23 protein-coding genes and 1 tRNA gene are annotated in these 25,611 nt (G+C 62.3%); 5 read left to right on the forward strand and 19 right to left on the reverse strand.

Features of this window, described 5'->3' with window-relative positions:
• Positions 1-158: 158 nt before the first annotated feature.
• The gene (locus tag ADN01_RS14090; protein ID WP_075071216.1) at positions 159-1,373 is read left to right on the forward strand and encodes an extracellular solute-binding protein; all 1,215 of its coding nucleotides are present in this window, start codon (positions 159-161) and stop codon (positions 1,371-1,373) included.
• A 67-nt stretch (positions 1,374-1,440) separates the two neighbouring features.
• Here the strand turns inward: ADN01_RS14090 and ADN01_RS14095 are convergent, their stop codons facing one another.
• Together ADN01_RS14095 and ADN01_RS14100 are read right to left on the reverse strand one after the other, a co-directional pair.
• Complete coding sequence (locus ADN01_RS14095) at positions 1,441-2,286, reverse strand: phosphorylase family protein (protein ID WP_062417827.1); 846 nt, start codon at positions 2,284-2,286, stop codon at positions 1,441-1,443.
• Between the two features lie 24 nt (positions 2,287-2,310).
• Entirely contained in the window at positions 2,311-5,202 is a 2,892-nt protein-coding gene (locus ADN01_RS14100) for an insulinase family protein (RefSeq protein WP_062417826.1), read from the reverse strand.
• Between the two features lie 140 nt (positions 5,203-5,342).
• Here ADN01_RS14100 and alr point away from each other — a divergent pair, with 140 nt between their 5' ends.
• The gene (gene alr / locus ADN01_RS14105) at positions 5,343-6,455 is read left to right on the forward strand and encodes an alanine racemase (protein ID WP_062417825.1); all 1,113 of its coding nucleotides are present in this window, start codon (positions 5,343-5,345) and stop codon (positions 6,453-6,455) included.
• Here alr and ADN01_RS14110 read toward each other — a convergent pair.
• Entirely contained in the window at positions 6,452-7,285 is an 834-nt protein-coding gene (locus ADN01_RS14110) for a hypothetical protein (protein WP_062417824.1), read from the reverse strand. The genes alr and ADN01_RS14110 overlap by 4 nt on opposite strands.
• 103 nt (positions 7,286-7,388) lie before the next feature.
• On the opposite strand from ADN01_RS14110, the gene ADN01_RS14115 reads away from it, so the two are divergent.
• Positions 7,389-7,634, forward strand: coding sequence for a MoaD/ThiS family protein (locus ADN01_RS14115; protein ID WP_062417823.1), 246 nt, complete (start codon positions 7,389-7,391; stop codon positions 7,632-7,634).
• On the opposite strand, the gene ADN01_RS14120 is transcribed toward ADN01_RS14115, so the two are convergent.
• The 16 genes from ADN01_RS14120 to ADN01_RS14195 form a co-directional block, all read right to left on the reverse strand.
• Positions 7,631-8,302 carry an MgtC/SapB family protein gene (locus tag ADN01_RS14120; protein WP_062417822.1) on the reverse strand — a complete coding sequence of 224 codons (672 nt, stop codon included), beginning with the start codon at positions 8,300-8,302 and terminating at the stop codon, positions 7,631-7,633. The genes ADN01_RS14115 and ADN01_RS14120 overlap by 4 nt on opposite strands.
• 44 nt (positions 8,303-8,346) lie before the next feature.
• The gene (locus tag ADN01_RS14125) at positions 8,347-9,420 is read right to left on the reverse strand and encodes a C45 family autoproteolytic acyltransferase/hydolase (RefSeq protein WP_160318433.1); all 1,074 of its coding nucleotides are present in this window, start codon (positions 9,418-9,420) and stop codon (positions 8,347-8,349) included.
• Between the two features lie 23 nt (positions 9,421-9,443).
• On the reverse strand, positions 9,444-10,898 hold the full coding sequence (locus tag ADN01_RS14130; protein ID WP_075071217.1) for a creatininase family protein: 1,455 nt from the start codon (positions 10,896-10,898) through the stop codon (positions 9,444-9,446).
• A gap of 15 nt (positions 10,899-10,913) precedes the next feature.
• Positions 10,914-12,794: a S9 family peptidase gene (locus tag ADN01_RS14135; protein ID WP_062417820.1), complete on the reverse strand. Its 1,881-nt coding sequence runs from the start codon at positions 12,792-12,794 to the stop codon at positions 10,914-10,916.
• A 12-nt stretch (positions 12,795-12,806) separates the two neighbouring features.
• Positions 12,807-13,814: an ABC transporter ATP-binding protein gene (locus ADN01_RS14140; protein WP_062417819.1), complete on the reverse strand. Its 1,008-nt coding sequence runs from the start codon at positions 13,812-13,814 to the stop codon at positions 12,807-12,809.
• Positions 13,811-14,797, reverse strand: coding sequence for an ABC transporter ATP-binding protein (locus tag ADN01_RS14145; protein WP_062417818.1), 987 nt, complete (start codon positions 14,795-14,797; stop codon positions 13,811-13,813). Before ADN01_RS14145 ends, ADN01_RS14140 begins: the two co-directional genes overlap by 4 nt.
• A complete protein-coding gene (locus tag ADN01_RS14150) occupies positions 14,794-15,720 on the reverse strand; it encodes an ABC transporter permease (protein ID WP_075071218.1) in 927 nt (308 codons plus the stop codon). Before ADN01_RS14150 ends, ADN01_RS14145 begins: the two co-directional genes overlap by 4 nt.
• Entirely contained in the window at positions 15,717-16,754 is a 1,038-nt protein-coding gene (locus ADN01_RS14155; protein WP_062417817.1) for an ABC transporter permease, read from the reverse strand. Before ADN01_RS14155 ends, ADN01_RS14150 begins: the two co-directional genes overlap by 4 nt.
• Before the next feature lie 103 nt (positions 16,755-16,857).
• Positions 16,858-18,567: an ABC transporter substrate-binding protein gene (locus ADN01_RS14160; protein ID WP_082142714.1), complete on the reverse strand. Its 1,710-nt coding sequence runs from the start codon at positions 18,565-18,567 to the stop codon at positions 16,858-16,860.
• A gap of 285 nt (positions 18,568-18,852) precedes the next feature.
• Positions 18,853-19,329, reverse strand: a complete 477-nt coding sequence (locus ADN01_RS14165; protein ID WP_062417815.1) for a Sec-independent protein translocase subunit TatA/TatB — start codon at positions 19,327-19,329, stop codon at positions 18,853-18,855.
• Positions 19,330-19,376: 47 nt separating this feature from the next.
• The gene (gene tatA, locus ADN01_RS14170) at positions 19,377-19,559 is read right to left on the reverse strand and encodes a twin-arginine translocase TatA/TatE family subunit (protein ID WP_062417814.1); all 183 of its coding nucleotides are present in this window, start codon (positions 19,557-19,559) and stop codon (positions 19,377-19,379) included.
• Between the two features lie 3 nt (positions 19,560-19,562).
• The gene (gene tatC / locus ADN01_RS14175) at positions 19,563-20,378 is read right to left on the reverse strand and encodes a twin-arginine translocase subunit TatC (protein WP_062417813.1); all 816 of its coding nucleotides are present in this window, start codon (positions 20,376-20,378) and stop codon (positions 19,563-19,565) included.
• 161 nt (positions 20,379-20,539) lie between these two features.
• Complete coding sequence (locus ADN01_RS14180) at positions 20,540-21,064, reverse strand: DUF7482 domain-containing protein (RefSeq protein WP_113918846.1); 525 nt, start codon at positions 21,062-21,064, stop codon at positions 20,540-20,542.
• A 30-nt stretch (positions 21,065-21,094) separates the two neighbouring features.
• Complete coding sequence (locus tag ADN01_RS14185) at positions 21,095-23,521, reverse strand: heavy metal translocating P-type ATPase (protein WP_062417812.1); 2,427 nt, start codon at positions 23,519-23,521, stop codon at positions 21,095-21,097.
• An 80-nt stretch (positions 23,522-23,601) separates the two neighbouring features.
• A complete protein-coding gene (locus ADN01_RS14190) occupies positions 23,602-23,808 on the reverse strand; it encodes a heavy-metal-associated domain-containing protein (protein ID WP_062417811.1) in 207 nt (68 codons plus the stop codon).
• A 33-nt stretch (positions 23,809-23,841) separates the two neighbouring features.
• Positions 23,842-24,114, reverse strand: coding sequence for a metal-sensitive transcriptional regulator (locus ADN01_RS14195; RefSeq protein WP_062417810.1), 273 nt, complete (start codon positions 24,112-24,114; stop codon positions 23,842-23,844).
• A 141-nt stretch (positions 24,115-24,255) separates the two neighbouring features.
• Here ADN01_RS14195 and ADN01_RS19350 point away from each other — a divergent pair.
• Positions 24,256-24,349 (forward strand) — tRNA-Sec (locus ADN01_RS19350).
• Between the two features lie 28 nt (positions 24,350-24,377).
• The gene (locus tag ADN01_RS14200; RefSeq protein WP_152974025.1) at positions 24,378-25,601 is read left to right on the forward strand and encodes a site-2 protease family protein; all 1,224 of its coding nucleotides are present in this window, start codon (positions 24,378-24,380) and stop codon (positions 25,599-25,601) included.
• Positions 25,602-25,611: the final 10 nt, after the last annotated feature.

Genomic DNA, 25,611 nt, shown 5'->3' on the forward strand with positions numbered 1-25,611 from the left:
AGCCCAGCTCACGGCGGGCGCGCTGGTTGCTGATTTCCGAATTGCTCTGCACCGTCTCCAGCGAATAGGGCGTAAAGCGCGGGCGGGTATGCGTCAGGCGGTAATACCAGGGGGTCAAATGCGCCGCCGAAAGTCTGCGCGGGCTGCAAATCACCTTCATGCACCCGTTTTACGCCGATTCCGCGGCGGCCCTGGCGTCCCTGACGGATGAATTTAACCAGACCAACGTCTGGGGGCTGCATGTCAAACTCCAGGCCCCCGGCAGCGCAGGGCTGATGAATCAGGCCGCGGCCGAAGCCCGCCAGGACGGCTCCCTGCCTCAAATTTTGGCCGCCGAAAGCGCGCAGTTGGCCGCCTGGGAAGCCGCCCAGCCTACCTTCGCCGACCTCAACGACTACATGCAAGATCCCAATTGGGGCCTGACCGCCGAGGAACGCGCCAGCTTCTTCCCCAATTTTTGGGAAGCAGACTCCGCCGCGGACGGTACGCGCCAACTGGCTCTGCCCGCCCTGCGCACCACCCGCCTGATGGTCTACAACCAGACCTGGGCCGAAGAACTGGGCTTTGCCGCTCCGCCTGCCAATGAAAAAGAGCTGGAGCTCCAGCTGTGCGCCGCCCTGCAGGCCAATTTGGCCGACGCCGACCGTGCCAATGACGGCACCGGCGGCTGGATTGTGGACAACGACCCCTATACCATCCTCACTTTCCTGGCCGCTTTTGGTGAAGACCCCGCCCAGATGGGCGGCCGCGCCTATTCCTTTAACACCGCTTCCAACCGCGACGCCTTCGCCTACCTGCGCGGCCTGTTTGACCGCACCTGCGCCTGGAACAGCCGCCAGCCGGAACCGCAGGAATATTTCAGCACCCGCCGTACCCTGCTCTACACGGCTTCCCTGCAGGATCTGCCCCGTCAGGAGCGCATTCAGACCCGCCTGAACCCCAACGACAGCTGGACGGTGCTGCCCTTCCCTGCTGTCGCCGCTGACCCGCTGGTGATCGCCTCCGGCCACTCCTACGCCGTCAGCCTGGCCAAGCCCGAAGAGCAGTTGGGCGCCTGGCTCTTCATCCGCTGGCTCAGCCTGCCCCGCCACCAGGCGCGCCTGGCCCAAACCGCAGCCGCCTGGCCGGTTTCGCAGGCCGCCCTCGACCTGATGCAGGATTACGCCGCCAGCCATCCCCAATGGGCCGCCGCCGCACAATGGATCCCCCAGGCTCGCCCCGCCCCCCGCTCCGGCGATTGGGCACGCACCCAGTTCGTATTGCAGGACGCCGCCTGGCAGCTTTTCCAGGCTAACCTCACCGCCGAGCAGATCCCCGACTTGCTCTCCCAGTTGGATGACACCATCCCTGACGTGCTGCAGCCCACGCCCTAAGAACAAAAACGGGGCAGCCGGTGCGAAAAATCACCTCGGCTGCCCCGCTCTTTTTTCCCTGTTTCGACTAACGATTGTCCATCCAGCGCGCAGGGCCCCCGCTCTGCCAGCCGCAGCTGGGGCAAGGCTCAGCGCTGTCGGCCCGCCGCATGGCTTCAATCAGCACCCGCCCCACCCGCGGCGCGTTGTGATTATAAAACTCGCGCAGCTGCGCCTCCGGCCAGTCCGAGCCGGAGTCTTCCGCCAGGTACGCCACCAGATTCAGCACCGCGATGCACGCGCCGATGGCCCGCGCATAGGTCACGTCCGGTGTCACGCTCTGCCCCACGATATCCCCGCCCCAGGCGCGCAGCATGTGCACTTCGGCGCGGGTGGCAAAACGCGGCCCCTCCGTCACCACCGTGGTGCCCCGCCGCATCACCCGCGGGAACACCTTGCGCGCCTCTTCCAAAAGCGCCTCGCGCAGCCCGCCGCAGAAAGGCGCGCCCATGCGCATATCCTGGCCGCCAAAGGTTTCCGCTCGCCGCGTGCGCGCCTCAATGAAGTCGTCCGGCAGGATCACATCCCCAATTTCCAGCAGCGGGTTCAGGCCACCCACCCCCGCATCCGAGAGGATCTTCTTCACGCCTGCTTCGCGCATCAGCCAGAACACCTGATCGCTGCTCTGCTGGTGGGTAATGTGCGGCGCGTTCAGGTGCCAGCCGTGCATGGGGATCACCAGGGCGTCCTTGGGCTTCTCACCGCCCAACCGCACCACTTTCAGCGGCACGGTCTTGCCGTAGGGCGTGTCAAACACCGCGCCCTCTGCAAGCACCTCCACGCCTTCCACGCCGCAGTCCTCTGGAAAACGGCAGGCCCAGGTCGCCGATCCGTTCAAAAACGCATAGGCTGCCCGCGGTATCTTGGTTGCCATGTCTCCTCGCTTTCCCGGCCTACCCTAGAGCACACGCAAAACAGGCAGTCCGGCCTCCTCCAGTGCGTCTCCCGCCCCCATCACCACCACCGGCGTGTCCGCCAGGGCCTGTTCCAACAGCGCGCCAAACGCCTGGAAATCCTGCGGACTGCTGTTCAGCAGCCCGTCGCGGATGCGCTGACGCAGTTCATCGCTCACCCCCAGCAAATGCCGCACCAGGCCGGTGTAGCCTTTGGCGTCCGGCAGTTGGTACGCGTCCAAATCCCCTGCCGCCCCAATGATGGCCTTCACCCGCTCGGCCTCGTCCAACGCCAAATTTTTCAAGAACTCCGGCGTGCGCCGGTAGATATCCAAAGTGGCCTTGAGATTAGGATCGCGGTAGGAAAGCAGCGAGAACACCCCCGAATAGGGGTCAAAGGAGGCAAAGCCGCCGTAGGCCCCGCCCTGCACGCGCACCTTTTCCCACATCCAGGTGGCGTTGAGGTACTGCAGCACCGCCAGGGTGGAACCTTGCCAGGTGTAGCCGTGCGCAAACAGGTTTGCCGCCGCACCCACATAGTTCACCTGAGCCGGAATGGCCAGGCCCTCGTTGGCCGGATACACCGGCGGCTGCCAGCTTTCCGCGCGTAATTCGCGCAGCGGCAGCCCATTCAGGAAATCTTCCACCGCCGGGCGCAGCCCGCCCCAGCGCGCCGCTTCCAGGGTCACGTTGCTCATCATGCCCCGCCCGTGCAGCAGCCGTTCGCGCATGCCTTCCAACACCGCCAACACGCCCGTCCAGTCGCGCTCCAGCCGTTCGGTCAGCTCGCGCAGGAAGAACAGCCAGCTCACGCCCCCTATCGTCTCTGAAACCCAGCCCGCTTCATCAAAACGCGCCCGCAGGCGGGAATTCACCACGCGGTGGCCCACATCCGCCAGCCGCCCCTCCAGCGAAGCCCGCGCCTCCAGCACCATCTGACGGAAACGCTCGCGGTTGTCAAAATTGACCTCGGTGAGCACATCCCGCAAAATATCCAGCAGCTCGGCGCTGCGTTCGGCCATCACCTTGCCGCGCAGGAACAGCCAGGCTGCCGCCGGGCCGCCCCCAGGCCGCGCCGAAAGCAGCACCTGGGTGTGCACGCCGCCGGTGCTGCGTCCAATGCGCTGCAAGAGCTGCACATAGCTCTCGCGTTGGGTACCCATCTCGGTCAGCGCCCGCCCAAACAGCGGCACAAACGGCAGCCATTCCTGCGGCAGCTGGTGCAGATCAAAACCCACGTCAAAATACAAAATGCCGTTGGTGAACAGGTCGTGGTACAGCAGCTGCCCCTCGCCCACCGCGCTCAGCTCGCCGGGGATCTTCTTGGCCAGCGGCTCCAGGTCGCTCAATTTCAGGGTGGGGATGGCCGCCAGCGCCTCGGGGCTGTCGGGGGTCTCCTGACGGCGCTGCAATTCCTCCGCCGCGGCCGCAACCGCCGCCAGCGCATCCGCGTCCATGCCCGCCGCCGCCCGGTCCAACCGCGCGCGTTCATCCTGCGCGCGGCGATCTGCCAGATGGGCGTCCGGTTCCAAAATCACCGTCACGCGGTGGGGGTTATCCACGAACAATTCCCGCGTCAGGCCTTCCAGCACACGCTCCCCCTGCGCCAGCCGCGCCTTGAGGGCTGCCAGCGGAGCTTCCAGCCGCAGCGCCCCAAAGGGGTCTTCCCCATACAGCCACAGATCCATCGCGCGCAGCATCACCGCCAATCCGCGCGGATAGGAGCCGGTGTTGTTTTCACGCAGCGCAAATTCCACGCTGTTCAAGGCCGCACCCACGGTATCAGCATCAAAACCCTCTTCTGCCAACCGGCGCAGCGTATCCAAAATCAACGTCTCCACTGCATCCACATTTTCGGCGCTGACCCCTTTCAGCCCTACCGAATAAAACGGCTGGCGCAGGCCCATGTCCAGCCCGCGGCCGGTCAAATCTTCGCCTAAGCCCGATTCGATCAAAGCGCGGTAGAGCGGGTCGGCGGGGGTGCCGGTCAGCGCCCGCTCCAACACGGCCAAATCCACCATGCCCTGCGGCGTTTTCAGCGCCTCCGGCAGCATCCAGTTCACCGTCAGCATGCGTTTGTTTTCATCCTCGGCAGCCTCATAGCCCTGCACCAGCCGTCGGGGCTGTGCAAAGCGCGTCTGCGGGGCAATCTGGCTGTCCACAGCCTGCCAATCAAACTCGTTCAAAAACTCAGCTAGTTTTTCCAGACGGCGCTCTTCGGGGTCGTCGCCGTAAAAGAAAATGCGCGCGTTGGATGGGTGGTAAAAGCGCCGGTGAAAGCCCTCAAACTGTTCCCAGGTCAGCCCAGGGATGGCCGTCGGGTCGCCGCCGCTGTCGAAGCCGTAAATAGCCTCCGGAAAAACCGCATGCTGGCTGACCTCGTCCAACACCCCATCCGGGGACGAATAGGCCCCCTTCATCTCGTTGAACACCACCCCCTTATAGCTCAGCGTGCCGTCCTCTTCCACCTCATAATGCCAGCCCTCCTGCATCAGCGTGGACGGAGTTAAGTTTGGGAAGAGCACCGCGTCCAGATACACATCCACCAGATTGTAAAAATCCTGCAAATTGGCGCTGGCCACCGGATAGGTGGTTTTGTCGGGGTAGGTCATGGCGTTCAGAAAGGTGTTCAGCGAGCCTTTCATCAATTCCACAAACGGCTCCCGCACCGCGTACTTGCGCGAACCGCACAGCACCGAATGTTCCATGATGTGCGCTACCCCGCTCGAATCCGGCGGCGGCGTGCGAAAGGTGATGCCAAACACCTTGTTCTCGTCATCGTTTTGAATCGTCAGCACTTCCGCGCCCGTTTTAATATGACGGTAAAATCGCCCCACGGCGTTCAATTCTTCAATCGCTTCTTCTCGCAGCAGCTCAAAACCGTGCGTATGGGTCATTTGCGCTTGCCTCCCAAAAAAAGAATACCTGCTTCACAGGCTTGATTATACCCCGCCGGCCTGCGGATGCAAAATCGGCCGCCCTTCCCATCATTTGCGATACAATAAACCCATCCCCGCTTGAACCCCGGTGCGCTCCCATGATTCCAAACCCTCCCCCCACATCCTGGCTCGAAATTGACCTGTCCGCCGTGGCCCACAACACCCGCGTCATCGCTCAGGCGGCCGGGGTTCCTCTGATGGCCGTGATCAAAAGTGACGGCTACGGTCACGGGGCGGTGCCCGTGGCGGAAACCTTCCTCAAGTCCGGCGGCCTGTGGCTGGGCGTGGTGCGTGTAGAAGAGGCCCTGGTTCTGCGCCGCGCCGGAATCCAGGCCCCCATTCTGCTGGTGGGCAGCCTCATCCCGGAACAGTTAGACGCCGCCATCGCCGCCCAGGTCACCATCGCCGTCGGCAGCCTGGAACTGCTCCAGGCCGCCCAGCAGCGCGCCGCCGCCCTGCAAACCCCCGCCCTCGTCCACCTGAAGGTGGATACGGGTATGGGCCGCCTGGGCGTTTTTCCCCACGAGGCCGGGGCATTTGCCGCCCTTGCCCAGGGGTCGCCCTGGGTGCGTTTGGACGGCGTGTTCAGCCATCTGGCCAGCGCCGGGGATGACCCCGCCCTCACCAACCTGCAAATCAGCCGCTTCGAGGCCGCTGTGGCCGCCGTGCGCGCCGCAGGGGCCAACCCCACCTGGATTCACCTCTCCAACTCCGCTGCCATCGCCCTGGTTCCCGAAGCTCGCTTCAATCTGGTGCGCGCGGGCGGCATCCTCTACGGTATCACCCAGGAACTCCCTGCCCCGTGGATCGCCTCCCTGCGCCCCGCCATGACCTGGAAAGCCCGCCTGCTGTCGGTCAAAACCATGCCAGCCGGTTGGACGGTCTCTTACGGCGCGCGCTACCGGTGTTCTGAAGGCGAACGCATCGGCGTGCTGCCCGTGGGCCACGGCGACGGCTACCGCCGTTCGGAGGATAATCAGGTGTTGGTCGGCGGTCGGCGCGCCCGCGTGGTGGGCCTCAACTGTATGGATCTCTCCATGGTCTCCCTGCCCGCCCCCGCAGCCGCCGGGGATGAGGTCGTGCTGCTGGGCCGGCAAGGTTCGGAGCAAATCACCGTGGAAGAGCTGCGCAACCGTTGGCGTTCCAGCTATTCCGGCGTGTGCCTGATCCACCCGCGCATCCCGCGCGTCTATTTCCCCGCCGGGGATTAGGCCGTTTCTCGCTCTGGGGCGCGCCGCCCCAGCAGGGCCTTCACCCGCGGCCAAAAGAGTTCATACAACCGCAGCACCCGCCAAAACGCCACCGCCGCCATCCCGTGCGCCAAGACGGCGAAAAACGGCGGGGTTTGCCGGGTGTAATACGTCCAGCATTCGCGCGTGGTGCCCCAGCGCTCCAAAAAGTAACCCAAGCCCGCCCCCGCCGCGAACACCAGCACCATCGCGCGCCGGTCTACCGGCGTGAGGATCAGGAACACGCACAGCACCAGGGCCATCACCGTCAGCGAACGATTTAGGGTGGGCGCTACAAAGATCACCATCAGCCCCAGGAAAATGCCAAACACCGCCCAATAGCCCCAGCGGAACACACCCTCCGGCCAATTCTTCGTCCAGCGCGCCAGCAGGCGGTACAGCCGGTCAATAGACAGGCTGGCGATCGGCCAGGCCGGGATAATCCACAGCGGCGGACGCTCCGCCGTGTAATACGTCCACAGGCTGGTCTGCGTCCCCCAGCTTTCAATCACCAACCCGCCCGCCAACCCAATGGCAAAGATAGGGAAATCCTTGCCCAAATGCGCGTTGGCCATGATCAGCAACGTCATCGCCAGGAAAATCCCCAGCAGCAGCCAGTCGAACTGCACCCAAAACGGATAATCGGGATTGTAGGTGTCCAGATAGGCCTGCAGCAGCGGCCACCACACATACCCTATCAAGAAAATGAGCACCATAAACACGCTCAACAGGGCATAGCTGGCGCGCGTCCAGCCCAGCCGCGCCCCCAGGCTGCGCTTGCGCGGTTTTTCTTCTTCAGCCGCTTTCTCCATGCCTTCCGCCGCCCTTTCGCTCCTGCCGATAAAAGCGCAGGCGTGTTTTCGCACGCCCGCGGTGAATTTTGATGCTATATTTTAATCACAATTACGGTGCGCCATGCAAATTCAGGTCGTTCTTCATGCCGTCTTACGTGAAAAGCTGCCCCCCCAGGCGCGCGGTCGGGCTGTGCTGACCCTTCCCGAAGGCGCAGCTCTCCGCGATGTTTTGGCCCAGCTGAACTTAGACCGCCATGTCACCTGCGCCGTTAATGGGCGCGTCCAACGCGATCTATCAACCCCTCTGCGCGACGGCGATGAGGTGCACTGCTTCCGCGCCGCGGGCGGGGGCTGTTTGTCCCTCTAAGGCGCGGTCTTAATCACCCGCACCCCGCTGACATTCGAAAGTTCTTCCGCCACCTCATCCAACTGTTTGCCGTCTTTCAGCTTGAACACAGTTTCGATCTTTATGCGTTTGGTGCGCACATGCTTGCTGATGGTGAACGGCTCGTTGCCGGTTGCAAAGTGCGTTAAGATCGCCCGAATTTCCTGCTCAATCCCCGGGCGGTAATCCACCGTCAGGGTCAGCGCCACCACCAACCGCGGGCGCACGAAACGCGTCTCAAACACGTTTAACAGGGAGAGCACCACCAAAAGAGTCACCGTGGCTCCCAGCGCTGGGATATAATACCCCGCGCCCACCACCAGGCCCACAATCGCCATGGTCCACAGCGACGCCGCCGTGGTCAGCCCTTTCACCGAGGCTCCAAAACGCAGAATGGCCCCCGCTCCCAAAAAGCCGATACCCGAAATCACCTGCGCTGCCAGCCGTGCCGGGTCGCCGTTGGGCGCAAATTCACGAAACTGCATAGCCAGGTTGATCGAAAGACTCATCGCCAGCGAAGCGCCCATCACCACCACAATATGGGTGCGCAGCCCCGCCGGCTGGTTTTGCCGCTCGCGTTCAAACCCCACCAACGCCCCCAACCCTGCTGCTGCCAGTAAGCGCAAAACAATCTCAATATCAGCAACCATCTGTGCCCTTCTTTCATGGATAATTGGTCCTCCAAACGTCAGTTTCAGGCGTTCAGAGAAAATTCCTGGTATTCATTCTCACACGGGTTGCCCCAGGTAGCGTACATCTTCAATTCCGTCAGATCCATAATCAAGGCCGTGATCGTTTTTTCACGGTCTAAAGGGTCCAACGCTGTATCATCATGATTACAGATTGAATCCGGATAATTCACATGATCGCGCTGGATGGCTTTCAGCGTCTCCAGCGTGTGCTGTTCCGTTTCGTGCAGCAGCCGCCATGCGCGGTGATAACGCACCCGCGTGGCCACCAGTTCGTCCGGTTCGCTCTCCACCTGCTGCATTTCCCAGGTCAAAAAATGGTTGGTATGCACCATCGACCCATCTTCGCCGTACAACAGGGCGAATTTTCTTGCCGAAACTTCCACGCTGTACAGTTCTCCGTTCGCATCCGCCAGCAGGTGATTATACCCCGCAGCGCGGTGCGGAACCAGCGTGCGGCGGATGGCTTCACCGGGGGTTTGTGCCGCCAGTACCGCCCGCGAAGCCACAATTCTGGGGATGCCGATGCGCGAATCGGTGGGATAGACCGAATCACAGCACTGTGCGATCCCATAAGCGTTAAAACCAATATTCGGCAGCAGCCCCCCATAGGTCATGGCCAGCATCGGCGGCTCATCATCCGTGGTCACATGGATAATTGCCAAATCATCTTCGTCTTCAGGAACCCAGTCTTCATTATGAGCCACCAACACATGCCCATTGGCCGTGCGCCGTTGATTCACGGCCAGACTGGTGCATTTGGTTAAATGCAGCGCGTCAACCGTCACCGCCTCCATCGCGTTCAGCACCACGATATCGTCAAAAGACACATTGGCCCCTTCTGCAATCCCGCGCATTTCGTCCACATACTGCCGGAAGCGTTCTTCTGCAAAGGGCAAATATTTGCGCGATTGGTTGATCGCCCCTGTCCAAGAGAGCTGCAGCTGATCGTAGGCTTCTTGCAGCAGGTGATGAGCATTTTCAATGCTGTGGGCCACCTGTTCCCGCCGGGCCTCCCCCATCTGCCGCCCGATTTCAAAATGGGAGCCTTTTAAGACCAGCATTTCCAGTTGTCGCATTGGTTTTTTTAATTCTTTGCGGATCATGGTTTTCTCCTGCGCTTTTCTGTCCTGCGCCGGTGTTGCTCTAAAATTTCACACACATGCTGCACCTTTTCGGCCGCGGCAGCCTCCAACCACAGCCGCCCTTTCTCGGCGGTGCCCAAACTGCCGGCCCCATAAGCGCCCGTGGCGGTGTCATCCTCCCAGGGTGGATTGGCGATCAGCGCGCCGCCCTCCACCCAGTCCATCCGGTACGATTCGGTTTCAATAAAATCTACCTCATCCACCACCCGTTCCATGTGCACATCCGTCGGGTTCAAATACAGGTACAGCGAGGTTTCCAACTCACAGGCATGCCCCATGCCCCCCGGCCGCGACTGGCGATGGCGTTCCAGCTCAGCAATGCCCTGCGGACCGGATAAATACAGCCAGGCCGTGGCGGCAAACCCATTGGGGTGGCGTTCGCCCACCGCCTTGACTGCGTTCACCAGGTAAGAACAGCTGCCGCCGTGCCCGCTGAGGAAATACAGAGTCTCAAACCCGCGTGCGTTCAGCACATCCGCCGCCGCAATGCAGAAATCTTCAAAGGCGCGCCCGCCGCAGTTCAGTGTACCCGCGAAGCTGCTGCGGTGCGTGCTGACCCCATACGGCACCACAGGCAGGCAGGCTGCCAGCTCCGGCACAGCCGCTGCCGTGCGTTCGGCCACGGCTTCAATCAAACGCGTGTCCACGTCCAGCGGCAGGTGATAACCGTGCTGCTCGGTGTGTCCGAAGGGGATCAAAATCACCTTGCCGCGCTGCGCATCCTCCGGCAGCGGGCGGGCGGGTTCGCGCGGCGTTTTCAGGTACAAGCCGTACTCGCCCACATCCACGCCGCAGCCCGCCGGAAGCAGAGCATAGGCGCGAGTAAAGCCGTCCTCACGCAAACTGCCCACCAGGTTGCGCACCACCTCCCCCAAAACCGCCGCTGGCAGTTCCAGCCCGCTGCCGCGCCAGCCGTAGGGAAAAATCGGCAGCAGCCCCACCCGCGCAGGGTAGCCCAGCGCCTCGGCCAGCCGCTCCAGCGGATACCCGCCCCCCAAAGGCAGCACCAGCGGCGTATCCCGCGCCAGATCCGCCGCCTCCGGCCAGGTCAGGCGTTCGTAGGGGAAGAACAGGGTCAGCATGGATTCAAAGTAGCGCTCCTGAAAATCCACCGCCTGCAAAATTTCTTCCGCCGTCAGCCGCGCCGCCGCGGGCGTCACCACCAGCTTGTCTTCCACATCGTCCAGGCGGTGAATTACCCCCACACACACGCCCTCAAAGTGCTCCAGGGGTTCTTCCACCCCCAGCACATAAGCGTCCAGCGCATCCCCATCCGGGGCCAGCGTTCCCGGCACATAACCGTAATTCACCGGGTACAGAAAACCGTGCTGCGGGTGGTGTGAACCTTTCGGGCGGTCAATTTCCACCCGCACCGCGCGCCCCAGGCTGCTGCTGTCGATCCGCATCTTCATCCGCCCACCTCACCTTCAGGGTTTTGGCATCAGCCACCAATCTAAAAAGCGTTCAATGCGCTGCCCCACATCCATCAGCACCTCCCACTTGAGAAACCCGTGGGATTCTCCCGCGTAAGTTTTGTATTCAAAGGTCTTGCCCGCCGCCCGCAGCGCCTCTACCCACTCCTGTGAAGCCTGCGGGGGCACAACCTCATCCTCCAGCCCGTGCAGAATCAGCACCGGCTTCTGCACCTGGTTCACCTGCAAAATGGGTGAGCCAGCGCGGTACACCTCCCGGTTCAGCGCCGGATGGCCCAACTGCATCTCGGTATACAGGCGCGTGCCGCGTTCACACAACGCCCACGAGCTAAAAATGTCCGCGTCGCCGTACAGACACACTCCGCAGGCGAAGCGGTGCTCTGGGTCGCGCGACAGACTGCACACGGTCATATAGCCGCCGTAGCTGCCCCCCATGATGCCGATGCGCTCCGCGTCCACCCCAGTCAACCCGCTCAGGTATCGCGCTCCATACAGGCAGTCCTGGGTGTCGCCGATGCCCCAACTGTCCTGATTGAGCAGCTCAAATTCGCGCCCATAGCCGCTGCCGCCGCGGTAGTTGATCGCCAGATAGGTGTAACCTTTGGCCACCAGATACTGCACAAAGGGGTCCCAATCATACACGTATTGGTCTCGCGGCCCGCCGTGCGGGTGCAAAATGGCTGCGCCGTTAGGTTTTTCCGGGCGGAACAAAAGGGCCGGGATGCGCAGCCCGTCAAAACTGGGGTAACTCACCGCCTCCGGCATCACCCGTTTCAGCCCCTCCATCGCCTCCGGCAGCGAAACGGTCAGCGCCCGCACGGTCCCGGCCTCCAAGCGTCCCTCGGCCCCCGCTCGCAGGGTCATACGGTAAATATCCGGCGGGGTGAGCGGATCCGTGTATTCAAAGGTCAAAAAATCGCCCTTCGGGCCCCACTGCGGGTGCAGGTGGCAGCCCAGCCGTTCGCGCAGCAGGTGCAGCCCGCCGCTGACCGCATCCACCAGCCCCAGGTGAAACGCCCCATTATCGTTCACCGTCACCGCCAGCCAGCGCCCATCCGGCGACCAGGCCAGATCCGCCAGGTCCTTGCCCGCCTGGGTCAGGCACGTCGCCGGGCCGCCCGCGCTATCCGCTGTCCAAACCTCATAAAACCCGCTGCGGTTGGATAAAAAGGCAATTCGCCCCCCATCCGGCGACCAGCGCGGTGAGGCGTCGCGCGTACCGGGCTGGCCTTCAATGCGCCGCTCATGCCCGCCCCCCAAATTCACCAGGCGTAGCTCCCAGCGGTTTAGATCGGCCAGGGGTGCAAACACCGCCGCCGCCCATTTTCCGTCGGGCGAAGGCCGCACCTCCAGATAATCCCCTGCGCCGCTGGCCGCCAGCCGCGGCCAGCCCCCCTGCCGGTCGCCCAGTACAATCTGGGTCATTTCGTCTCGCTCCACGCTCATCAGCAGGCCAAAGCTGTCCGGCATCCACACGGGCGAGCCGGCCCGTGCAGTGAAATCGCTCACCGGTTTGGCCAAAGCTCCGCGCGCCGCCACCTGCACCACGCCGTCTACGGTGAAAGCCAGATATTGGCTGTCCGGCGACCAGCGCGGGGTCTCTTCCCACCAATACTGATAGGCTGGCCGTCCCACGCTGACCCGCTGCGGCCACCCCCCAGCAGCAGGCATGCTGTACACTTCGGTAAAGCCGTCCCGATCCCATAGGAAGGCAACGGTCTTCCCATCTGGCGACAGGCTGTGATTGTAAATCCGGTTAACGCTGTGCACCAATCCCAGGCTCCACCCCGGCGGCGGCTTCAAATCTGGCCGCGGCAAAGACGGCCAGCCGCTGCGCTCATCCGTCACATTCACCTGCGGACGATCGTTTTTCATACATCCTTCCTTTCACTCATCCGAACCGCCCCCCGAAACCAGCCAGCAGGCTGCCTGGTGGCTGCCCGCCCCCACAGCCGCCAAAACCGGATCTTCCACCCGGCAGCGCTCCATCACCTTGGGACAGCGCGGATGAAAACGGCAGCCCGCGGGCACATGCACCGGGTTAGGCGGCTGCCCTTGCAGAATGATCCGCTCGCGCCGCTTGCGCGGATTCGGCACCGGAATCACCGACAGCAGCGCCTGGGTATAGGGGTGCGCCGGGCTTTCCAGCACCGCCTGCGTCTCCCCCAGTTCCACAATGCGCCCCAAATACATCACCGCCACCCGGTCTGCCAGGTAGGCCGAAGTGGCCAGGTCGTGGGTGATCAGCAGCACGCTGATGCCGCGCCGCTCGCGCAGCTCGGCCAACAGATTCAATATCTCCGCGCGGATGCTCACATCCAGCATGGACACCGGCTCATCCGCCAGCAGCACTTCCGGCTCCAACACCAAAGCCGCCGCAATCACCACGCGCTGCCGCTGCCCGCCGGAAAGCTCATGCGGCAGGCGGTTCATAAAGATGTGGGCGGGCTTCAGCCCAGCCTCTTCCAGAGCTTTTTCCACCCGCCCCCGGCGCTCTTCGCGGTTCTGCGCCAACCGGTGCACATCCAGCGGCTCCGCCACGATTTCGCCGATGGTCATCAGCGGGTTCAAGGATTCATACGGGTCCTGAAACACCATCTGAATCTGGCGGCACAGACGCTGCCGTCCGGCGCGGCTCTGGCGGGTGACATCCTCACCTTCGAACCAGATCGTCCCCTGGGTGGGTTTTTCCAGGCCCATCAGGGTCAGCGCCAGGGTAGATTTTCCGCAGCCGCTTTCCCCCGCCAGAGCCAGGATTTCGCCTTTTTCCAGGCGCAAATCCACCCCATCCAGCGCATGCACAAATTCACTGGTGCGCGCCCAAATGCCGCTCCGCCCAGCGGGGAAAAGTTTACGTAAATTGCGCAGTTCCAAAACCGCAGCCGTCTCGCTCATACCTTGCCCTCCACTAAAAAACAGCGCGCCGTATGTCCCTCTTCAACCGTATACAGCCCCGGCGTTTCCTGATGGCAGCGCTCAAAAGCCGCCGGGCAGCGCGGCGAAAAGCGGCAGCCGGAGGGTAGAGCGTCCAGGCGCGGCGGGTAACCTGGAATGGAAATCAGCCGCGCATTGGGCTGGCTCAGGTCGGGGAAGGCTTTCAGCAGATTCTGCGTATATGGGTGAACAGCGTGGTTATACACGCGATCCACATCAGAATATTCCGCCGTCATGCCCCCATACATCACCAAAACCGTGTCGCAAATTTCTGCCACCACGCCCAGGTCGTGCGTCACCAGAATCACCGCCAGCCCCAGCCGCTCGCGCAGTTCCAGCAGCAGTTCCAGAATCTGGGCCTGAATCATTACATCCAGCGCCGTGGTGGGTTCATCCGCAATTAAAACCTGCGGGCGGCAGGCCAGGGCCATGGCAATCATCACCCGCTGGCGCATCCCGCCTGAAAATTGGAAGGGGTACTGATCTTTGCGGTTGGCGGTAATGCCCACCATTTCCAGCAGCTCTTCCACCCGCCGGGTAGCCTGCGCCGCGCTGACGCTGGCGTCGTGACGGCGGATGGCCTCGCTGATCTGCTGTTCCACCGGCAGCACCGGGTTCAGCGCGTTCATCGCCCCCTGGAAAATCATGGCGATATCGCGCCAGCGCACCTGGCTCATCTCCGTCTCGCTCAAATCCAGCAAATCCTGCCCGCCAAAGCGCACTTCCCCGCGGGTAATACGCCCCGCCACCGGCAGCAGCCGCAGCAGGCTGAGCATCAGAGTGGTCTTGCCGCAGCCGCTCTCCCCCACCAGGCCCAGCACTTCACCTTCGCGCAGATCAAAATGCACATCCTCCACCGCAGGCAGCAGTTTCCCTTCGCTTTCATACCCCACGCTCAAATGGCGCACGCTGAGCAGCGTTTTTTGGCCGGTCACAGGTTTCATGGCCGCTCCTCCTTTGCCCCGCGGGCCACCATCTTCGGCCCCACAGACAAATGGTGCCATTCCAGGCGCGGGTTCAGCACCTGCTCCAGCCCCTGCCCCAAGAGGGTACAGCCCAACACCACCCAAACAATCCCCAAACCGGGCATAATCAGCGCCCACCAGGCCCCCGCGCTGACCCCACCGCGGGTGAAGGCGAAATTCAGCATTTGCCCCCAGCTCAGCGTGGTAGGGTCGGCCAGTCCCAAGAAGCTCAGTGTGCTTTCCTCCAAAATGGCCAGCGAGATCACCAGCACCGTGTTGGCCACCAGCAGCGGCAGCACCAGGGGAAAGATGTGCCGCCGCAAAATGTGAAAATGCCCGCATCCGATGGCCTTGGCGCGCAGCACAAATTTGCGCTCCTTCACCGACAGCGTCTGACTGCGCACCAGCCGGGCCGTCCCCGTCCAACCCAGCAGGCCGATCACCAAAATGATGTTCATCAGGCTGGGCTTGGTCAGCGCCACCAGCACCACCGCCAGCGGCAGATCGGGGATCACCAGCATAATGTCGGTGATGCGCATCAGGATGTTTTCCACCCGCCCGCCAAAATACCCCGCGGTGATGCCGATCGTCCCCCCGATGAACACCGAAATGAAAGAGGCAAAAAAGCCCACAATCAGCGAAACGCGCGCCCCATAGATGAAATTGGAAAGCACATCCCGCCCGGCGTCATCCGTCCCCAGCCAATGCGCTGCGCTGGGCGGCGCGTAAATGTCGTCAATGCTCACCTTGAGGTCCGCCTTGGGGTCATAGGGCGCGATCAGCGGCGCAAAGACGGCCACAATCACCGCCGCCGCCAGCATGCTCAGCCCCGCCAGCGCCATCCAATTGCGCCGCGCGCTGCGCCAGATCGTCCCGAAAGAAGTGGTGGTGACGGCGCTCATGATTGACCTGCCTGAATGCGCGGATCGAGGTACGAATACAGCAGATCCGCGATGAGATTAGCCGTGATCACGCTCACCGCGATCAGCAGGAAGGCCCCTTGCAGCATGGGGTAGTCGCGCCGCCCCACCGCGTCAAAAATGGCCAGCCCCAGCCCTGGCCAGGAAAACACCGTCTCAATTTGAATGGCCCCCGCCACCGTGAAGCCCAAATTCAGCGCCACAATTGTCACCATCGGCAGCAGCGCGTTGCGCAGGGCGTGATCTTTGAGAATTTGAAAGGTGCTCAGCCCCTTGGCCTTGGCCGTCAGAATGTAATCCTCCGAAAGCACATCCAGCACCGTGCTGCGCATCACCAGCATATATTCCCCCAGCACCACAATGGTGAAGGTCAGCGTGGGCAAGATCAAGTGCCGCCCCAAATCCGCCGCTTTCGCCCCCCAATGGGGGTAGGCCATCCCTGGGGTCAGCTTGCCCACCACCGGCAAGCCAAGCCAGGTGCTGCCCGCAAAAAGCAGCACAATCCCCAGCCAGAAGGTCGGCAAACTCCACGCCACCAGACTGGCGGTCAGCGCCGTAAAGTCCACCGCCGTGTGCGACTTCCAGGCCGCCACCAGCCCCAAAATGATGCCAAACACAATGGAAAACACCTGCGCCGCCCCCACCAGCAGCACCGTGTTCAGCAATGCCTCCCCCAACATTGAAGACACCGGCCGATTGGTGTGGTAGCTGGTTCCCAGCTCTCCTCGCAGCAAATTACCCACATAGATGAAAAACTGGGTCTCCAGCGGGTTCACCCCGCATTTCCCCAGCTTCAGCGGGTTCAGCGTCTCAAAGCAGTTGATCACCGGCTTATCCAGCCCAAAGCGCTCACGAATGGCCTGTTGGGCCTGCGCCGTCAGCCGCGGATCGCGGATTCCGGCTCGCGCCGGGTCGCCGGGCAGGACGCGGAATAAGAAGAAGTTGAGCGTGATCACAAACAGGATCGAAAGCAGCGCCCATTGCAGTCTGCGAAGCAGATATGTCAATCGTTTCAATGGGGGACCCTCCCAATAGCGCGTTCACTTGAAATCATCAGGCACAGGGGGCTGTACACCCGCCCCCTGTGCCTGTAGCTGCGGTTCTCGCCGGCCTGCCGTCCTAACGCACCGGTTCCACCACCATCAAGGAGGTCACATCATCCAGGGCCAGTTTGGGCTGGTCTACAATCCAGCCCTTAAAGCGGTCTGTGCGGTAGGCCTGCACCGCCTTGGAATAAAACGGCACAATGTAGACCACATCCTCATGCAAAATTTCCTGCATCTTCCAAACGATCTCTTGGCGCTTGGCGGGGTCCAACTCTCGGGACTGCTGAATGAAGAGATCGTCAAATTCGGGGTTAGAATAGCCCGTCTCGCTCATGCCCGTGGGAATTTGATCCGTCAGCATGACGCTCAGCAGGAAGCTGGGATCGGGATCCGAGCCCCAGCCCCAGATGAGGATGTCGTAATCAAAAGCCGGGCAGCAGATGGAAGTCAGCGCATCCGGATCCAGGGCCTGCATCTCCAGCTTGACGCCGATCTGCCCCCAGGTCTTGCCCAAAAGCTCCGCCAGGCGCGGGGCCACCGTGCTGTCGCTGGGCCAATTCAAACGGAAGGTCAAATCGCGCGAACCATCCGGCATCTCGCGCACCCCGTCGCCGTTGCTGTCTTTATAACCGGCGTCCTCTAAAATCTGGTTGGCCTTGACCAGGTCAAAGGGGTAATCCGCGATCTTGTCGTTATACCAGGTCCCCAGGCTGTCGGGGATCAGGGTCAGCCCCGGCGTGCCCAGACCCAGCAGGATGATGTCAATCAGCTCCTGCTTGTTGGTGGCATGGGCCAGCGCCAACCGCACGTTGCGGTCGGCCAAAGCCGGGTGTCCGCTGCACACCCCGCCCTCATCTGTGGGGCAGTTATCGCCGCCCGCCTGGTTAAGGATGATATCCGTCACATCCGGGGCCAGGGGCGCGCCCGTCACCACGGTCACATTCTCCGCGTTGCGCAGCGTGGCCACCGCCGTGTTGGGCATCTCGGTGATCATATCCACCTGGCCGGTCTTGATCGCCTGCACCAGGGCGTCGAGATTGGAGAAGGTTTGGAACACCACCTCATCCACCTTGGGACCGGTGCGGTAGAAATCGCGGTTGGCCTCCAGATGCACAAATTCGCCCTGGGCGTATTGCTTCAGTTTGAACGGCCCGGAACCGATCAGCTCCAGGTTCTCAAATTCAGTCGCGGCTGCGCCCTCGGTGTGATCCTTCCAAATATGCTCCGGCAGGATATATAGGAACACAATCTGGCTGAACAGGTTGGGGATGGCTTCGTTCAGGGTCAGCACCACGGTGGTGTCGTCCGGCGCTTCCACCGATTCAAAGGCCGTGGTGTAGCCGGTCATGTAGGGGAAATCCTCGTGGTCTTTATAGAAATTAAACGAAAAGACCACGTCTTTGGCCGTCAACGGCGTTCCGTCGTGGAATTTGGTGTTGGGCACCAGCTTAAACGTCCACACCAGGCCGTCCTCGCTGTGCGTCCAGCTTTCCGCCAGATCGGGGGAATATTCGCCGTCCAACTCCAAATCCAGCAGGGCGCTGTAAGCCAGTTCGTAGATCACGAACGACTCGCTCAGCAGGGCCGCAGCCGGGTTCAGCGTGTCGGGGCTGCCCGCCCAGCCCACGCGCACCACCGCCGGACTTTTCTGCTCGGCCGGGGCAGCGGCTGTGCCTGCCCCGCTTTCGCTGGGACTGGCCGCCGGGGTGGGCTGCCCGCCGCAGGCGCTCACCATCAGCGCCAACATCACACACACCATCCAAAAACTTCTGTGCGTTCTCATCCTTCTCCTCCTCGTCTAGGCAGCTTATCCCCCCGCGCTGCGCAATTCTGGAAACCGGACGATCCCAACATTTGCAGCCCTCGACGATGAAGATGGGGAATTGGAGGCCGCATTCGTGTCATTGAATCGTCCGTGCAAGATGGTTTCAATCGCCGTTCAGCCGATATAAAATAACACCGCCATTGAGGACGGCGGCGGCCCTTTCAACCCCTTAATGTTTATAAAAAATATAGCAGAATTAGACAATTAATACAAGCAAAAGCCCCCTGGGTTTCACCAGCCCGCTCAGTCCTCGGCTTTCTCCGCGGGGTCCGGCGGGCTGCCGCTTTCTGGCGCATCCTCCGGCTGCGCCCATTTACTCCCCCCCGGCTCGGCCGAGTCCACCCAGGTTCCCGGAGGCCCCGCAAAGGCGGTGGGCACCGAACGGCCCCGGTAGCCTTCTTTACCTCCCAGGCGCGCCATCGCATCCTCATTCAGCATGGAGCGCTGAAGCTCATCGGTGTCTGCGGCCGGAACATACTCCAACTGATCCAGATCGGTTTTCTGCTGCTCCAGGTTGGCCTCGCGCATCAGGTCGTAGGGCATTTCGCGCATCTCTTCCCACCACGCGCGCAGTTCTCGCCATGTGGCCGATTTGGTAAAGCGCGTATACTGACGCGCCGCCCAGCGCATCCCCTCGCGCGTTCTTTCCGGGCCAAAAACCACCATCACCACAATGGCAATCAGCAGCAGTTCGGTGAAGCCGACGTTCAAGAATTCCATGAGTCTATTCCCAGCCGCCCAGGGCAAGCCCCCTGGCCCCGCTCAGGTTACGGCTGCGGTTTGGTCTCGTCGTCGTTCTTCTTCTCGTCATCTTCGCGCAGTCCCTTGCGGAAAGCGCGGATCCCCGAGCCCAATTCGCTGGCAATTTTCGTGATGCGCCCCACCCCAAACACCAGCAGGACAATCACCAGCACCACCAACAGTTCCGGCCAATCTAATCGGAAAGGCATTGTTCACTCCTTTTTATTAATTATACCGCCGTTGTCCACTTTGTCTGTTTTCTTGCGGCCAAACCATCTGCGCCGCGCCGGTTTGGGGGGCCTGGGGGGTTTGGGCGCGCGCGGCTGCACCAGGGCCGCCAGGCCGATGCTGATCCCATACAGCACCGTCAGCGGCAGCATCAAAATCGCCATGTTCACCGGGTCACCGGTGGGCGTCACCACCGCCGCCAGCACCGCAATCACCACAATCGCCACGCGCCACCCGCGCAGCAGCGTTCCCGCTCGCACAATGCGGAAGCGCGCCAGGAACATCACCGCCAGGGGTGTCTCAAAAGCGATGCCCACCCAAAACATCAGGTTGGTGATAAAAGAAAAATAACTGGCCGGACGCGGGCGGGTCTCAATGCCCATAAACTTCAGCAGCACCTCCAGGGCTGCGGGCAGCATCACCAGGTAGGCAAACGCCACCCCACCCACGAACAGCACCAGCGCCAGCGGGATGATCACCCACACCCAGCGCTTCTCTTTGGCGGTCAGCCCCGGTGCGAAAAACCCCAAAATTTCACCCACGCCCCAGGGCAAGGCCAGGGTAAAGGCGCCCAGCAGGACGATGCGCATGAACACGCTCAGGTTTTCGGTGACGTCAATGGAAGCCAGGGTCTCCAGCCCGCCCACCGGTCTGGCCAAAAAGTGTGCAGCCGGCTCGGCAATAAACAGGCTGGCCGCCACCCCCACCACCATCCAGGCCAAAAACCGCAGCAGCCGAGTGCGGATGTCGGTTAAATGCTCCGTGATTTCCATCTGGTTCGGGTCTTGCGCGGCCTTCATATGCTGCGATTATACCCCATGCCTTTTCAGCGCGCATCCAGCGCCGGAAGAAAATTCCCGGCAGCCCTCGCGGGCCGCCGGGTTTCAGCAGAAAACATACCGGTAATCTACCATTAAGTCGCTAACGCAGGCTCTGCGCTAACTTCTGCTCCAAACGGCGCTCAGCGCTTGCCGCCTTCCCAGGTGATGAAGGGCATGTTGATCACCACCCCCGGCTCGCTCACTTGCACTTCACCCGCGGCCTGGGCGGCCTCCACCTCTTGAACGGATTTCAGCACGCGCGCCTTAGCCCCCTCTTCCCAGCGCACCACTACCAGCTTGCGCAGGGGGGTATAGTCCGGGCTGCCGGGCGGGGCGTTGAATACATCCGCCTGAAAGCCAAAGGGTCCGCTGCCCGAAACGCCGTTTTCAAAAACGTACACAGTGGCCAGGTATTCCGCCGGGATTTGCGCCAGGGAAGGCACCAGCAGGACAGGCGACTGCATCATGGCTGTCAATTTCTCCGCCACACCCGCGTCCGAAGCTTCCAGGTGGGCAAAGTAAATCTCCGCTCCCTCGGCGTACCCCATCCCCGCGGGGATGTTGGCAAACGAGCCGCCCCCCGCGCTGCCGCTGCACCCCGCCAACAACCCCAGCAGGGCCGCACCCAGCAGTGTTGCTGCCAAACCGCGTTTCAAATTCAACATAGGCTTCACCTTCTACCCTTAATCCTCGCTCTAAAGTTTCATCTTGCGCAGCCGCAAGCTGTTGCTGACCACAAACACACTGCTGAAAGCCATCGCCGCCGCGGCCAGCGCCGGAACCAGCAGCCCAAAGGCCGCCGCAGGGATGAGCAGCACGTTGTAAAAGAACGCCCAGAACAAATTCTCACGGATCACCCGCAGGGTCTTGCGCGAAAGCTGCACCGCCCGCGGCACACCGCGCAAATCACCGCTCATCAGCACCACTGGCGCCGTAGCCATAGCCACATCCGTGCCCGTGCCAATCGCCATGCCCACGTCCGCCTGTGCCAGCGCCGGGGCGTCGTTGATGCCGTCCCCCACCATGGCCACCACCTGCCCCGCCGCCTGCAGCTTGGCGATCTCAGCCGCCTTGTCGCCGGGCAGCACCTCGGCCAACACGCGGTCCACACCCACCTGCCGCCCAATGGCCTCCGCCGTCTGGCAGTTGTCGCCGGTGATCATGGCCACCTGCAAGCCCATGCGGTGCAGTTGGGCAATCGCCTCGCTGGAGCCTTCTTTGGTCACGTCGGCGATGCCGATCACCCCGGCGGCGGTCTCATCCACCATCACCACCACCGCGGTCTTGGCTTCATTCTGAAGCTGCCGCGCGCGTTCCGCCATCTCGCCCAATGCCAATCCGCTGTTTTCGGCCATGCGCAGGCTGCCCACCCGCACCCGGCGGCCTTCCACCTCAGCGCGCACGCCCTGCCCCACCTCGGCCTGAAAACCGCTGGGGTCGGCCAGTTTCAGCTCACGTTGGCCCGCCTCGGCCACAATCGCCTCGCCCAGCGGGTGTTCGCTGCCTTTTTCCACCGAGGCCGCCAACCGCAGCAGCTCGTCCTCGTCCCCTGCAAAGCTCGGTGCAAGGATCACATCCGTCACAGCCGGCTGCCCGCGGGTGATGGTTCCGGTTTTGTCCAGCACCACCATCGAGATGCGCCCGGCCCGCTCCAGCGCCTCGCTGGATTTCAGCAAAATGCCCATCTCCGCGCCCCGCCCCGTGCCCACCATCACCGCCGTGGGGGTCGCCAGACCCATCGCGCAGGGGCAGGCGATCACCAGCACGGCCACCATGTTGATCAGCGCGCGCGTGAAAGGGCTCACATCCGCGTTGACTGCCAGCGGCGGCCCCCACAGCAGCCAGCCCGCGAAGGTCAGCAGCGCCAGCACAATCACCACCGGCACAAACACCGCCGAAATCTGATCCACCAGCTTCTGCACCGGGGCCTTGCTGCCCTGGGCTTCTTCCACCAGGCGCACAATCTGCGCCAGGGCGGTCTCTTTGCCAATGCGCGTGGCCTCAAAGCGGATCAGACCCACCTTGTTCAGCGTGGCCCCCGTCACGGCGTCCCCCGGCCCCTTCTCCACCGGCAGCGATTCGCCGGTCAGCATGGATTCATCCACCTGGGTGCGGCCGTCCACCACCACGCCGTCCACGGGCACCTTCTCACCGGGGCGCACCAATACCAGATCGCCCACACGAACGTCTTCCACGGCCACGTCCAGCTCTTCGCCGCCGCGCACTACCCGCGCCGTCTTGGCCTGCAGGCCCATCAATTTCTTAATCGCCTCGCTGGTGCGGCCTTTGGCGCGCGCTTCCAGCAGTTTACCGATCTTGATCAGGGTCAAAATCACCGCGGCGGTTTCATAGTAAACATGCCCGCCGATCCACCCAAAGGTCACCGGCAGCGAGTAGAAAAAGGCTGCCGAAGATCCCAGCGCCACGAGTACATCCATGTTGGCGGCTCCGTTGCGCAGCGCCTTAAACGCGCCTTCATAATACTGCCGCCCCACATAGAACTGCACCGGAGCCGCCATCGCCAGCATCACCCAGCGGATCCAACTGCTATGGCTGATGCTCATGGGCAGCAGCCCAAAATCGCCGCTCATGGCCAGCACGAACAGCGGCACGGTGAAGATCAGCCCCACCGTCAGCAGGCGGCGCTGCTGATCAATTTCTGCCTGGCGGGCTTTGGCCTCGGCGTCCTCTCCCGTGCCCCCGCTCTCGACGGCCTCAAACCCGGCCCCCGCCACCGCACGGCGCAGTTCGCTCTGCGACACCAGGGTGGGAATGTAGCGCACCCGCGCCTTTTCGCTGGCGTAGCTCACCTGGGCGTCCAAAACGCCCTCCAAACTCGCCAGAGCCTTCTCCAGGCGGCGCGCATCGCTGTCGTCGCTCATGCGCCGGATGATCAAATCCGCCTCGCCCGCAGCCACACCGTAACCGGCGCGCTCCACCCGGCCCAACAAATCACCCAAGCCCGCCAGTTCGGGGTCAAACACCACCGTCGCCCGTTCGGACGACAGATTCACCATCGCCGATTCGACCCCCTGAACCTTCTTTAAGCTGCGCTCCACCGTGGCCACACAGTTGGCGCAGGTCATGCCGGTGATCGGGAGTGTGATTTGCTTCTCTGCCATGTTGTTTCCGTTCGCTTTCTGGCGGGGGGAGCAGCCAGCGGCCGCTCCCCTTGCCTACCGATAAAGTTTCTTGCTAAAGGTTATTCCGCTGCCGGGTAGTTGATCTCCGCCAGCAGCGCGCGGATTTGCGCCTCGGTCGCCGGGGCGTCAAAGGTGATCACCGCGGTTTTGCTGTCGGCGTTGGCCGTCACCTGGGTCACCCCAGCCAGCTCGCTCACTTCGCTCTGAATGGTGTGGACACAGTGCTTGCAGGAAATATTCGGGATGGAATAGGTCACAGTTGTCATGCTTGTTTCTCCTGATGGTAAATGTGGGACCGCCTACACGCGTGTGGCGGCTTCAAAAACTTCTGCAATCTCTTTCAGCACCCGCTGACGCTCCGCAGGGTCATCCCCCTGCACCGCAGTCACCAGGCAGGAGTTTAAATGTTCGTCCAAAATCTGGGTGCTGACCTTGTTTAAGGCCGCCTGCACCGCCTGAATTTGGCGGATCACGTCAATGCAGTAGGCATCCTCTTCCACCATGCGCTGGATGCCCCGCAAATGTCCTTCCGCGGTTTTCAACCGCAAGATCACGCCTTCGGTATCGTGCATTTTGACCTCGCCTTTCTCCCTGTTGGGGATACCCCCCCCAGGGGGGCAGGGTTATAAGAGTAAGTATAGTGATTTTATCCCCTTTTGTCAACCTTTCTCTTTTCCTTGCCAAATCACCCCCGCTGCGGTATCCTTATCGGTGGGAGTGGATGGATCCCGGTGGGTTCCCCGGTCTTCAAAACCGGTGGCGGGTCGCGTTGCGGGCCGCGGTGGGTTCGACTCCCATCCATTCCCGCCTGCTGTTTATTTGGTTGGAGGTTTCTTTGGATACCCTGCCCCTCATCGACCGTTACACCCAGTTCGACGCGCTGGTTCGGCGCGTTTTTCATATCGAAGACATCACCCTGGGCTCCTCCCGCGATGAATTTCTCGTGCGTTACCGCGGGCATCTGCTGGATTCCGACTCAGCCGCCGCCTATGACCGCCTGGCCGAATCCCTGCGCCCCCATGCCGTCACCCCCCTCTTCCGCTGGGACGGCGACCGCCACGTCATTCTGCTCACCGCCAGCCAGGCCGTCCCCACCCCTTCGAACCCGCGCATCAACCTCATCCTGTTCATCCTCACCCTCTTCAGCGTGCTGCTCACCGGCGGCCTCTACGGTCTGCAGGATGCTCTGCCCGCTGAATGGCTGCCCGCCCTGCTGGTATTCATCCGCAACGGCTGGCCTTTCGCCCTCAGCATGATCCTCATCCTCGGCGCGCATGAACTGGGCCACTATTTTGCCGGCCGCTACCACGGCGCCCACGTCACCCTGCCCTATTTCATCCCCTTCCCCTTCAGCCCCTTCGGCACCCTGGGCGCTTTCATCAATATGAAAGACCACCCCAAAAACCGCCGCGCCCTGCTGGATATCGGCATCGCCGGGCCGCTGGCTGGTTTGGTGGTGGCCCTGCCGGTTTTGTACATCGGCCTGCGGCTCTCCAGCGTATCCGCTTTGCCCGTCTCCATCCCGGCAGACGGAGCCATGCAGATGGAAGGCAACTCGCTGCTTTACCTGCTCTTTAAATATCTAGCCTTCGGTCAGCTGCTTCCCGCCCCCCCATCCTACGAAGGGTTTTCCCCGGTGCTGTACTGGCTGCGCTATTTCTTCACCGCGCGCCCCTTTCCTTACGGCGGCACGGATGTGATGCTCTCCGGCGTGGCCTGGGCGGGTTGGGCGGGTCTGCTGGTCACCGGCCTCAACCTCATCCCCGCTGGTCAACTGGACGGCGGGCACATGATCTACGTGCTCTTCGGCAAGTCCGTGGCCCAGCGCCTGCGCCCCATCATCCTCGTCTTCCTGGCGCTCATGGGCTTCGTCTGGTCGGGCTGGTTCCTGTGGTTCGTGTTGATCTTCTTCCTGGGCCGCTCCTACGCCGAGCCGCTGGATCAGATCACCCCCCTGGACCCGCGCCGCAAAGCCCTGGCCATTTTGGCCCTGGTGATTTTCGTCCTCACCTTCACCCCTGTGCCGCTGACCGTCCTCACCCCACCCCTCCTCCCCTGAGATGGCTAAC

Source organism: Levilinea saccharolytica (assembly GCF_001306035.1).
Taxonomy (GTDB): domain Bacteria; phylum Chloroflexota; class Anaerolineae; order Anaerolineales; family Anaerolineaceae; genus Levilinea; species Levilinea saccharolytica.

Coding starts and splice junctions, on each gene's coding strand:
- ADN01_RS14185 (WP_062417812.1), bottom strand. CDS start 23,521: ATGGCAGAGAAGCAAATCACACTCCCGATCACCGGCATGACCTGCGCC.
- ADN01_RS14160 (WP_082142714.1), bottom strand. CDS start 18,567: ATGAGAACGCACAGAAGTTTTTGGATGGTGTGTGTGATGTTGGCGCTG.
- ADN01_RS14140 (WP_062417819.1), bottom strand. CDS start 13,814: ATGAGCGAGACGGCTGCGGTTTTGGAACTGCGCAATTTACGTAAACTT.
- tatA (WP_062417814.1), bottom strand. CDS start 19,559: ATGCCTTTCCGATTAGATTGGCCGGAACTGTTGGTGGTGCTGGTGATT.
- ADN01_RS14090 (WP_075071216.1), top strand. CDS start 159: ATGCACCCGTTTTACGCCGATTCCGCGGCGGCCCTGGCGTCCCTGACG.
- ADN01_RS14165 (WP_062417815.1), bottom strand. CDS start 19,329: ATGGAATTCTTGAACGTCGGCTTCACCGAACTGCTGCTGATTGCCATT.
- ADN01_RS14120 (WP_062417822.1), bottom strand. CDS start 8,302: ATGGTTGCTGATATTGAGATTGTTTTGCGCTTACTGGCAGCAGCAGGG.
- ADN01_RS14130 (WP_075071217.1), bottom strand. CDS start 10,898: ATGAAGATGCGGATCGACAGCAGCAGCCTGGGGCGCGCGGTGCGGGTG.
- ADN01_RS14195 (WP_062417810.1), bottom strand. CDS start 24,114: ATGCACGATACCGAAGGCGTGATCTTGCGGTTGAAAACCGCGGAAGGA.
- ADN01_RS14180 (WP_113918846.1), bottom strand. CDS start 21,064: ATGTTGAATTTGAAACGCGGTTTGGCAGCAACACTGCTGGGTGCGGCC.
- alr (WP_062417825.1), top strand. CDS start 5,343: ATGATTCCAAACCCTCCCCCCACATCCTGGCTCGAAATTGACCTGTCC.
- ADN01_RS14095 (WP_062417827.1), bottom strand. CDS start 2,286: ATGGCAACCAAGATACCGCGGGCAGCCTATGCGTTTTTGAACGGATCG.
- ADN01_RS14135 (WP_062417820.1), bottom strand. CDS start 12,794: ATGAAAAACGATCGTCCGCAGGTGAATGTGACGGATGAGCGCAGCGGC.
- ADN01_RS14115 (WP_062417823.1), top strand. CDS start 7,389: ATGCAAATTCAGGTCGTTCTTCATGCCGTCTTACGTGAAAAGCTGCCC.
- ADN01_RS14100 (WP_062417826.1), bottom strand. CDS start 5,202: ATGACCCATACGCACGGTTTTGAGCTGCTGCGAGAAGAAGCGATTGAA.
- ADN01_RS14125 (WP_160318433.1), bottom strand. CDS start 9,420: ATGCGACAACTGGAAATGCTGGTCTTAAAAGGCTCCCATTTTGAAATC.
- ADN01_RS14110 (WP_062417824.1), bottom strand. CDS start 7,285: ATGGAGAAAGCGGCTGAAGAAGAAAAACCGCGCAAGCGCAGCCTGGGG.
- ADN01_RS14150 (WP_075071218.1), bottom strand. CDS start 15,720: ATGAGCGCCGTCACCACCACTTCTTTCGGGACGATCTGGCGCAGCGCG.
- ADN01_RS14145 (WP_062417818.1), bottom strand. CDS start 14,797: ATGAAACCTGTGACCGGCCAAAAAACGCTGCTCAGCGTGCGCCATTTG.
- ADN01_RS14190 (WP_062417811.1), bottom strand. CDS start 23,808: ATGACAACTGTGACCTATTCCATCCCGAATATTTCCTGCAAGCACTGT.
- tatC (WP_062417813.1), bottom strand. CDS start 20,378: ATGAAGGCCGCGCAAGACCCGAACCAGATGGAAATCACGGAGCATTTA.